Below are 10,435 nucleotides of genomic sequence, written 5' to 3'. Positions count from 1 at the left end.
AATTTATTTTATGATGCTCTTAATTCTTTATATCTTTTTCCTAAGGTACGAGGACTTATTTCATATTTTTCAGATACTTGAGCTTGAGTTATAATTTCTCCTGCATCTTTCTTAATATAGTATTCTATTGCTGCAGCCCATCCATTTTCATTACCTTTTATTGATTTGTTAGATTTAAGAAAGCCCTTCCATAAATCCAATCCTTTTTGTAAATATTTATCTTCTATATTACTTTTTAATACATCATATATATTTACATCTAAATTATTGTCTACTTTAGTTTCAGTCATATTTTTTATGTTAGTATTTAATGAATTTACAACATACGATTCATCATTTAATAATATTTGTTGTGCAAATTTATAAATTAGCTCACTATTATAAATTACAAATTCTTTTATATTCTTTAACTTTTTATTATTGTTAGCCTTATAAGATTGTTTAATGCTATCAAGTATTATACTTACATTTTTATTTGATACCTTTATGCATTCATCAACCATTATATTCATACCTTGTACATTTATTGGCCTTCCTATTATACTTTCACCAACTTTTAAGTTTTTAAACGCATCAATATCTTCCACTATTATTTTATTATCATTAAAATAGTCTCTAATTATTGATTTTGTAGTTCCTATATCTTCAATTTTAAATATGCTTACATTAGATTTCATCATTGATGATAATATATTTCTTTGATTTTTATTTAAAGTTAATTTATTATCGTTTATAAACATATTGGTTATTGTATTTCCCTTATCATTTCTATAATCATGCATAAAATATGTATTATATTGCTTATCTAGCATACAGTTACTTTCTTGTGAAATATGAAATTTCTTTAAGCATTCCTCTCTATATTTATGGAAACTTGATGATTTCGAATACTCACATATTTTATTTTCCATATTTTTATACAAACCTTTTGCATATAATGTTTTATTTCTTGTAAATTCTATTAGCTGATTTTTTTGTAAGCAACATTTTTTATACTTCTTTCCACTACCACAAGGACATAGTTCATTTCTACCTATCAAGTTATCTTCACTCCTTCACTATTTTTTAAGCACGGCCATATATACTTGATTTTATATTAGAATTTATCTTTCATTTATATTGCTAGTTATTATTATCAATTTGCTTTTTCCATAGTTTCATATAATAATTTGGACTTCCATACTTTAATAATAATTTTCTAGAAATTAGACTATTATCCTTCTAAATTTATTAACAATCGTACTACCATTTTCATTATAAATTTTCATAAAACTCCAATTCATAAATCATTACCTTATCTTATTACTTTATATGACTTTAATTGTCATTATGCAATCTACATAATTCTTCTCATTTCCCTTTTCATTTTTAGGATTTTTTATATCCATATTTTCAATTTTATAATTTAGATTCAAGCCATTTAAAACACTTTCTATTCCTTTAATTTTATCCAAGTTTCCTGATACACTTAGTTCAATGGATGAGTATGGCTTATTATTTTCATCTACTTCATCAAACTTGTTTATAAAATTAATATCTAAACTTGAATCCATTTTATCAATTATCTTAATTACTATGTCATCGCTTAAATCCATCGTTTCATCGTAACAATCACCTTTATATTCTGGTTCTACTTCTGTCAGTTTAGTTCTCTCCTGCTCCAAAGCATTAATTTTAGTGTTCATAGTATAAGAAGTACCTATACTGACTACCACAAATGTCATTATGGCAATGCATACCTTTTTTAATTCCTTTTTATTCTTGAACATTATTCAAAGCCTCCTATCTCATATATTGCATGAAAATATAACTTATTATTTTTATTTTCTACATTAGTTACAGAAAAATTTTTTATATTATCCATAGATTTTAATTTATCTAGTATTTCTAAACTCTTACATTTGCCCTCTATACTTACTTTATTATTTTCAACAGACAGCCTTTCAACATTTGAAAAGCCTAATAGATTATATATTTCATTTGTATCATTTACCAATGTACTTTTTTTCTTTTCAACCGCTTGCTCTACATTTGATTGCACAATTGTTTTAGTATTATTTATATCTTCTTTCAAGTTATTAATAGATTTTATGCTTGTATAACTTTGAAAAATTAATAAGTATATTAATATTATTACAGTACACTTAAAATATTTTTCTTCTCGCTCCTCTTCTTTAAAAAAATTAATTAATGCCTTTTTTCTCATCTATATTATCATCCCCCATGCTGGTAAATGATCTAATGTCATATCTATAACCTCTTCATCATTTTTTAAAATCAATCTATCTTTAATATTTAATTTTTTAATTTCTAGGCTATTTATAAAGCCATCGCTTATTCCGTAATAATATGTATTTTCATCATAAGAAGATTTATTTATGGAATATTGAGTATTATTTTTTTCCACAACATAAGATTCAATAATTTTTTTATCAAAAACTGTATTTAAAATCATATCTTGACCTCTATTTTCTATTATAGTTACTTTATCATCATTACTATTTGATAAATCAATTACTCTTAAATCTATAAGCTTTTGTAAAATATCAAAATTAATATATAGATATTTTTTCTTTATTTTTAAATTTTCACTTATAGATTTGCAAATATCTACATATTTCTTTGGAAATAAGATTCCTTGCACTGACCCCTTTCCCTTAGTATTAATATTTTCTTTATATTTTATTACATAATTTTGTAAATTTAATGGCATGTATCCACCTATTTCATATTTAATTAACTGAATAATTTCTTTTTTATTTCTAGATTTTATATTTTGTATATTTCTAATAATAACTTCGCTATTTTGTATATTGAAGTATATATTTTTTAATCTTTGATTGGATATTTCTTTTGTTAATTTTGTGATTTCATCTATATATGTATTTTTTTCTTCATTATTTAAGTCATTGCTTCCCATTTCATAGCTCATTTTATTCTCTATATTGCACTTATTTCTATTTTTTCTTATTAATAATATTTCTGTAGTTTTATTATTAATATTTACAATAAGATACTCCTTTATAAAATCACCTCCACAAAATTATTATTTATTCTATCTTAAATTGGCTAAGGTGTAACCACAGTTTAATTAGGCTTTGGATAAAATGTTTCAGTCCCTATCTTAACTGTTACAGAATCTCCTTGTGCTGTTACAATAAATTCATTGCCTTTTACCGATTTTGAAATTGGTACAAATTGAATATATCCATCACTTTGTAAATCACTTGGTTCAACTGACGTATTCCCATCACTTATAGATATCATTGCAGCTGTTGCTAAATTAGCAGCTGTAGCATAATCAGCATTTTTCTTGGCATTTTCTTGAACCTTTGAATATTTTGTTACTGCAATACTAGATAAAATTCCGATTATAGTAATAACTATTACCATTTCAATTAGGGTAAACCCTCTTCTTTTCTTTTTTAGTATAATCATTTTAGTTACCTCCATTTTTAAATAGCTGATACAGCATCGAACATTGGTATCATCATTGATATGACTACTATTCCGACTAGAACTCCTATAAGTAAGGTGATAAAATTTTCAAAGTATTTAGTTCCAATTTCAAGTTTTGAATCTAGTTCATTTTCATAATAATCTGTAACTGTATCCAGTACTGTATCTAGCCGACCACTTTCTTCTCCTATTGCTATCATTGATAGTAATAGTGATGGTAATTCTTCAACAGTTTTTAAAGAATCACCTATACTGTTACCTTTTTTAATAAACTCATTTGCTTTGCATATTTTTTCATATATATACTCATTACTCATTACTCTTGATGAGATTTCAATAGAATCTACAATTTGTACTCCACTCGATATTAAAATTGATAAAGCTTTTATGAATTTGTTACTAATAATTAATTTCATATATGTGTTTACAACTGGAAGTTTAAATACAAGCTTATTTATCATTTCATTAAACTTGTTACTACTTTTCTTAAGATATATTAATCCACCTATTAAAAGTAAGTTTCCTATCATAATTAAGAGCAAATCATCTCTAAGTAAATGTGATAAGCATATTAGTATTTTCGTTAAACCTGGTGTTTTTATATTGTTATCTGCATAAATATCTTCAAAATTAGGGATTAAAAAGATTAGTATAAATACAAAAGATATAATCATGGTGATTATCAATATGGCTGGATAAATTAATATACTAGTAATCTTATTTTTTAATTTATTTTCTTTATCATAATAAGTAGCTAGCTTGTCCATAACATCATCTAAATTACCACTTAATTCTCCAGCTGCTATCATACTTATATAAAAATTTGAGAATGCCTTAGTATTTTCAAAAGATGACTTTATTGAGTTGCCTTTTTCAATATCTCCAAGTATTTCTTTTAACACAACTCTCACTTTGTCATTAGACTCATCTATTAGGATTCTTAAAATTTTGGATATTTCACATCCTGATTTTAAAAGAATGCTCATTTCTTTAGAGAAAACTTTTACGTCCTTATTTTTTAGTTTCCTACATTTAAAGAAAGACTTTCTTTCCTTAATGTCAACTACTTTAAATTTGTTCTTATCAGCATAAGAATATATTTCGTCTTCAGTATCGATATTTAATTTTAAAATTCTTCTGTTATTTTCCTCATCATAAACTATACATTTGTACATTATTATTTACTCCTAATTAATAATTTCGTTGTTTACAATACATTCTTCTAATGTTGTTATTTTATTTTTAATCAGAGTAGAGTAACTATCCTCAAAAGTAATCATTCCATTTTTGATAGCTATGTCTTTTAAATCCTTTGCTTCTTTATTTTGTTGAATTCCATTTCGTATTTCATCATCAATTGTCAATATCTCATAGGCTACAGTTCGGCCATTATATCCTGTATATGAACATTCTTCACATCCAATAGGTATGGCAGTAGATATTGATTTCTTTTCATTTTGTTTAATAACAACTTCATTACTACAGTTTTCACATACCTTTCTAACTAACCTTTGTGATATAACTCCAATCAAAGATGCATTTAATAAATATGGCGGAATTTCCATGTCTATTAACCTTGCTATTGATGAAATTGCATCGTTAGTATGAAGAGTACTTATAACTAAATGTCCTGTAATAGCCGCTCTTACAGCTATTTTTGCTGTTTCTATGTCTCTAATTTCACCAACCATAATAATATCTGGATCCTGTCTTAAAATCGCTTTTAATCCCTTTTCAAAAGTAAGTCCTATTTTATGATTTACTTGTATTTGATTTATTCCTTCCATTTTGTATTCAACAGGGTCTTCAATAGTCATTATATTATTGCTAGTATTTCTCAAATCTTTTAAAATTGAATACACTGTAGTAGTTTTTCCACTTCCTGTTGGTCCTGTAACCAGTAATATTCCGGTCTTTTTATTTATTATTTCTTTAATTTTTTCTACAGATTCTTTAGAAAATCCTAGTTCATACTTTGTTTTAAGAAAAGAATCTCTACTTAAAAGTCTAAGTACAATTTTTTCACCATAAGTAGTTGGGACTGTTGATATTCTAATATCTACTACTGAATCCTTAATTTTCACATCTATTCGTCCATCTTGAGGTAATCTTTTTTCTGTAATATCCATATTAGCTTTATATTTTATTACAGCTGCAAGAGATGGATATAAATCTAATCCTAGATTCAACATTTCTTTCATCTTACCATCTACTCTAATTCGAATTTTCAATAAATCACTAAAAGGTTCAATATGTATATCACTAGATTTTTCCTTTAAAGCCTTTTGTAGAATGTCATGAAGCAAATAATTAGCATAATCGTCGTTTACATCAATTGCATCTCCATAGCATAATTCAATATTTTCTAAAATCTCTTCTCTTGATACTTGTTTTAGAATTATATTTTTACCTGTAACTAGATTTAAATCTTGCATAGCATATATGTTTTCTTCTTCAATTCCTACTACTAAGGAGTCTTCATTTAGCTCTATAGGAAATAAATTATATTTCCTTGCAAGCTTTTCTGGTACTAATATGGATAAATCCGTTTCTAATGCTATAATTTTAATCACCTCGATTACTATAAAATATATACTATGATTATCAACACTTATTTTATTATTTATACAGATATAAACTCTTATTTTATGCAAAATAATAAAAGCTATGATATTAAAATAAAATTTTATTCATTCTTTATCATAGCTTTCTTGTTTTAATTATTTATTTTCATATTTTAGTATTTTTTTTACCAATTGAGATTTCAATTCATCAACCTTATCAAAATCCATATTTGGGATATAATAATTTTCAATTACGTCATGATTTAATTTAGCCTTTTTTAAATTAGAGATAGCATAATTGATTAATTCATCTAATACTCTTTCGTCTATTTCTAATTCTTCCTTATAATCAATTAATTTTTCTTTATTTATAAATTCACTTAAATTGATTGCTTCTTGGTTTTTAAATAAAGAACTTGTAGTTATTGCTATTCCTAAATCTGTAATCATGATTGACTCTATTTTTTCTGGTATAAGAGGATAATGGAATACTTCTACATGTAGCCCTTTCAATACAGCTTTATCATATATTCTCTTTAAGAAAGTAGTCTTACCATAACCTATTTTTCCATCTAGGTAATAAACTTTTTCAGCATCTTGAAGTAAACTATCTGCATAATCTATATGACCTATTGGAGTTATAGCTGTTCCAAATAAATGTCTAGTACCAGAAAATTCTTCTTTATTTTCTATTCCTTTAAATATTTTATCTATAAATTCATCTGTAAATTTATTAAGTTTGCCAAAATTCATTGCATCACTATTTTTACTTTCTATATCATAGAAAATTGGTTCTGCAGCTTTTAAATATTTAAATGCTCTTTGGAAACATGCTCCTATCTCTTTGTTACACTGCACTATTTCCATCTTATTCTTTTCTAAGTTATCCATATTCCAAAAATCACCGAAATTAACTATCTCATCTATAGCCCCTGGTATTTTAGGATCAACAATATGTGGTGCCGTAGCATCTAGCAACACAACTTTTAATTTTTTTATTACAACAGCATCTAGCGAACTTGGATCAGATGAACAAGGGAATACTTCTACATCGTATCCTTTTTCTACAAAATCACGTGCTACCTTTTTCATTAAAGATGATTTTCCAACTCCAGGACCACCTTTTAAACAAAATACTCTATTTATATCCTTTGGAATTATATAATCAAAATAAGAATAAAAACCATTACTTGTATTTGCCCCTGGAAATATCTTCCTAACTTTACCTTTCATATTCATGCCCCCTAAAATATTCTACTTATTAAGATATTAATTATGGCTTGCTTTTGTTACTAAATATAATATTTTTATTTGAAATCAAAAAACTGTATTGAAATCATAAATATAATTTCAATACAGTTCCTATTTGTATATTAATCTACAGTTATTTCATAACCATGCTCTTCATATTGGGCGATTATCTCATTCCATACATCTTCCACTCCAGTTTTCTTTGAAGAAGAAAGAGGTATTACTTTTTCGTCTTTCATAAGGCCTAATTTTTTTCTTATTATGCTTATGTGTTTTTGGTATTGACCTCTAGATATTTTATCTGCTTTTGTTGCTATAACAACACAGTTATATCCAAAGTGTTTTATCCATTCATACATCATAACATCGTCATTTGTAGGCTCATGTCTTATATCTACAAGTAAGAAAATAGCACATAATTCTTGTCTATCTTGTAAATATCTTTCCATGATAACTCCCCACTTATCCTTTTCTGATTTTGATACCTTAGCGTAACCATAACCAGGAAGGTCAACGAAGTAAAACTCTTCATTTATTTTATAAAAGTTTATTGTTCTTGTTTTACCAGGAGTTTGACTTGTTCTTGCAAAGTTTCTTCTATTTAATAAAGCATTTGTTGCCGAAGATTTTCCTACATTTGATCTTCCAACTAAAGCTATTTCTGGTAGTCCTTCTGTTGGATATTGATCTTTTTTTATTGCACTTACTACTATTTCTGAACTTCTAATTTTCATTTTTCTCACCATCTTTTACTAAAGCATGTTCTAAAACTTGATCCATATGGTCAACAAGAACAATTTCTAGTTTTTCTTTTACATTTTCAGGTATTTCATCTAATTGAGCATCACATTCTCTTGGTATTAAAACTTTTTTAATGCCAGCTCTATGTGCCGCAAGTACCTTTTCCTTAACTCCACCTACGACCATTACTCTACCTCTAAGAGTTATTTCACCAGTCATAGCTACATCACATCTAACAGGAATTTTAGTTAATGCAGAAATTACTGCAGTAGCCATAGTTACCCCTGCAGATGGACCATCTTTTGGAGTTGCTCCTTCTGGACAATGTATATGGATATCTTCTGTTTTGTAGAATTCTTGGTCTATATCAAATTTATCTGCTATGGATCTTATATAAGATATTCCTGTTTGAGCAGATTCCTTCATTACATCACCAAGTGAACCAGTTAGTACAACTTGTCCTTTTCCTTTTAGTACATTTACTTCTACAGGAAGTGTAACCCCACCTACTGAAGTCCATGCAAGACCTGTTACTATACCTATTTCAGGTTTTGTCCCAGCTAAATCGTATAGATGTTTATCTCTTCCCAGATATTCTTCTAAATCCTTTGGAGTTACTATAACACCTTCTAAAGATGAGTCTTCTACGAATTTTTTAGCAATTTTTCTACAAACCTTACCTATAGTTCGCTCTAAAGTTCTCACTCCTGCTTCTCTTGTATAGTAATTAATTATGTCCCTCATTGCTTCTTCTTCAATTGTTACAAAACCTTCTTTTAATCCATTTTCTTCGATTTGTTTTGGTAATAAGTATTTTTGAGCTATATTAAGCTTTTCTTCTTCAATATAACCTGATACTTCTATTATTTCCATTCTATCAAGTAATGGACCTGGTATTGTACTTAAACTATTTGCTGTAGTTACAAATAGTATCTTTGATAAATCAAAAGGTACTTCTAAGTAATGGTCAACAAATGTTTTGTTTTGTTCTGGGTCTAAAACTTCAAGCATCGCTGAAGATGGATCTCCCTTATAATCTGCTGCCATTTTATCTATTTCATCTAATAAGAATACTGGATTCTTAGTTTGAGCTTCTTTTATACCATTAATTATTCTACCTGGTATAGAACCTACATAAGTTCTTCTATGACCTCTTATTTCAGCTTCATCTCTTACTCCACCTAAAGATATTCTTACGAATTTTTTCCCTAAAGCTTCTGCTATAGATTTTGCAATAGATGTTTTACCTACACCTGGAGGTCCAACTAAACAAACTATTGGTCCTTTTAATGATTTAGATAATTTTCTTATAGCTAAGTATTCTAATATTCTATCCTTAACTTTTTCTAATCCATAATGTTGTTCATCTAAAATCTCTTTAGCATTTTTTAAGTCTAATTTATCTCTAGTTTCTTTGTTCCATGGCAGTGAGAATATAGTATCTAAATATGTTCTACTAACTGATGAATCTGGAGACTGAGGAGATGTTCTAGAAAACTTATTGATTTCTTTTTCTATCTTTTCCTTTGTTTCCTTAGGAGCTTTGATTTTTCTTAGCTTTTCTTTGTATTCTTCAACTTCAGAAGTTAAGTCTTCATCTTCTCCTAATTCTTTTTGGATAGCTTTTAACTGTTCTCTAAGATAATATTCCTTTTGAACCTTATTCATTTGTTTCTTAACTCTTAGAGTTATTTTCTTTTCTATTTTTAGTATATCTATTTCTTCTAATAAAATTTTATATAGTAACTCTAATCTTTTAACTATATTAAACTCTTCAAGAATTTCTTGCTTTTGATCTGCTTTTAAGAAAATATTTGATGCAATAGTATCTATAAATCTATCTACATTTTCTATATCAGCAAGAGATACTAGTATTTCTGGAGAAACTCTATTACCTATGTTTATGTATTCTTCAAATGCATCAAAAACATTTCTTACAAATGCTTCTACTTCTATATCTTCATCAGCATTTTCTTGATCATATATTATTTCTTCTACTAATGCTTTAAAGTATCCATCTTCTTCGTTTATTTCTTTAACTTTACCTCTAGATACACCCTCTACCAAAACACGAACTGTATCTCCAGGTAACTTGATAACTTGTTTAACTTTGCAAATAGTTCCAACATGATAGAAATCTTCTGTTGTAGGTTCATCTACTTCTGCTTCTATTTGTGAAGTTAAGAATACTAATTCATCCTCTAACATGGCTTGATCTAGTGCTTTTAAAGACATTTCTCTACCTATGTCAAAGTTTAATATCATATATGGAAATATTGCTAATCCTCTTAAAGGTATCAATGGTAACTCATGGTCAATTTTTGTATAATTTTGTTCCATCATTATCACTCCTTAAAGTGCTATTTTCTTTGCTTTTTATATTATATATTTATGTATGTTAATTTTCAATATAAATCAAC

Annotated in this window: 10 protein-coding genes; all 10 read right to left on the bottom strand. The window is 27.0% G+C overall.

Going from position 1 to position 10,435, the window contains the following annotated elements; genetic code table 11:
• Window positions 1–8 precede the first annotated feature (8 nt).
• The 10 genes from NSA58_RS10115 to lon all read right to left on the bottom strand — a co-directional run bounded on the left by NSA58_RS10115 (window position 9) and on the right by lon (window position 10,355).
• On the bottom strand, window positions 9–1,040 hold the full coding sequence (locus NSA58_RS10115; protein WP_039678687.1) for a YecA family protein: 1,032 nt from the start codon (window positions 1,038–1,040) through the stop codon (window positions 9–11).
• A gap of 267 nt (window positions 1,041–1,307) precedes the next feature.
• On the bottom strand, window positions 1,308–1,769 hold the full coding sequence (locus tag NSA58_RS10110) for a hypothetical protein (RefSeq protein ID WP_039678688.1): 462 nt from the start codon (window positions 1,767–1,769) through the stop codon (window positions 1,308–1,310).
• Window positions 1,769–2,206: a hypothetical protein gene (locus tag NSA58_RS10105; RefSeq protein WP_039678689.1), complete on the bottom strand. Its 438-nt coding sequence runs from the start codon at window positions 2,204–2,206 to the stop codon at window positions 1,769–1,771. Before NSA58_RS10105 ends, NSA58_RS10110 begins: the two co-directional genes overlap by 1 nt.
• Window positions 2,207–2,932, bottom strand: coding sequence for a hypothetical protein (locus NSA58_RS10100; protein WP_074080236.1), 726 nt, complete (start codon window positions 2,930–2,932; stop codon window positions 2,207–2,209). It lies immediately after the preceding gene.
• 155 nt (window positions 2,933–3,087) lie between these two features.
• The gene (locus tag NSA58_RS10095; protein ID WP_039678692.1) at window positions 3,088–3,438 is read right to left on the bottom strand and encodes a competence type IV pilus major pilin ComGC; all 351 of its coding nucleotides are present in this window, start codon (window positions 3,436–3,438) and stop codon (window positions 3,088–3,090) included.
• A gap of 17 nt (window positions 3,439–3,455) precedes the next feature.
• Entirely contained in the window at window positions 3,456–4,634 is a 1,179-nt protein-coding gene (locus NSA58_RS10090) for a type II secretion system F family protein (RefSeq protein ID WP_052232874.1), read from the bottom strand.
• A gap of 12 nt (window positions 4,635–4,646) precedes the next feature.
• A complete protein-coding gene (locus NSA58_RS10085; protein ID WP_039678693.1) occupies window positions 4,647–6,032 on the bottom strand; it encodes a GspE/PulE family protein in 1,386 nt (461 codons plus the stop codon).
• A gap of 147 nt (window positions 6,033–6,179) precedes the next feature.
• Window positions 6,180–7,256: a PRK06851 family protein gene (locus NSA58_RS10080; protein WP_074080238.1), complete on the bottom strand. Its 1,077-nt coding sequence runs from the start codon at window positions 7,254–7,256 to the stop codon at window positions 6,180–6,182.
• A gap of 140 nt (window positions 7,257–7,396) precedes the next feature.
• The gene (gene yihA / locus NSA58_RS10075; protein WP_039678695.1) at window positions 7,397–8,008 is read right to left on the bottom strand and encodes a ribosome biogenesis GTP-binding protein YihA/YsxC; all 612 of its coding nucleotides are present in this window, start codon (window positions 8,006–8,008) and stop codon (window positions 7,397–7,399) included.
• Complete coding sequence (gene lon / locus NSA58_RS10070; protein WP_039678696.1) at window positions 7,998–10,355, bottom strand: endopeptidase La; 2,358 nt, start codon at window positions 10,353–10,355, stop codon at window positions 7,998–8,000. Before lon ends, yihA begins: the two co-directional genes overlap by 11 nt.
• Window positions 10,356–10,435: the final 80 nt, after the last annotated feature.

The sequence above is a fragment of the Terrisporobacter muris genome, from assembly GCF_024621905.1.
Classification (GTDB): Bacteria; Bacillota; Clostridia; order Peptostreptococcales; family Peptostreptococcaceae; genus Terrisporobacter; species Terrisporobacter muris.
This window is presented reverse-complemented; position numbering and strand designations above follow the sequence as displayed.

What these genes read in the sequence shown, in the direction of transcription:
- NSA58_RS10095 (WP_039678692.1), bottom strand. Translation starts at nt 3,438, where the DNA reads ATGATTATACTAAAAAAGAAAAGAAGAGGGTTTACCCTAATTGAAATG.
- NSA58_RS10090 (WP_052232874.1), bottom strand. Translation starts at nt 4,634, where the DNA reads ATGTACAAATGTATAGTTTATGATGAGGAAAATAACAGAAGAATTTTA.
- NSA58_RS10080 (WP_074080238.1), bottom strand. Translation starts at nt 7,256, where the DNA reads ATGAAAGGTAAAGTTAGGAAGATATTTCCAGGGGCAAATACAAGTAAT.
- NSA58_RS10105 (WP_039678689.1), bottom strand. Translation starts at nt 2,206, where the DNA reads ATGAGAAAAAAGGCATTAATTAATTTTTTTAAAGAAGAGGAGCGAGAA.
- NSA58_RS10100 (WP_074080236.1), bottom strand. Translation starts at nt 2,932, where the DNA reads ATGAGCTATGAAATGGGAAGCAATGACTTAAATAATGAAGAAAAAAAT.
- yihA (WP_039678695.1), bottom strand. Translation starts at nt 8,008, where the DNA reads ATGAAAATTAGAAGTTCAGAAATAGTAGTAAGTGCAATAAAAAAAGAT.
- lon (WP_039678696.1), bottom strand. Translation starts at nt 10,355, where the DNA reads ATGGAACAAAATTATACAAAAATTGACCATGAGTTACCATTGATACCT.
- NSA58_RS10110 (WP_039678688.1), bottom strand. Translation starts at nt 1,769, where the DNA reads ATGTTCAAGAATAAAAAGGAATTAAAAAAGGTATGCATTGCCATAATG.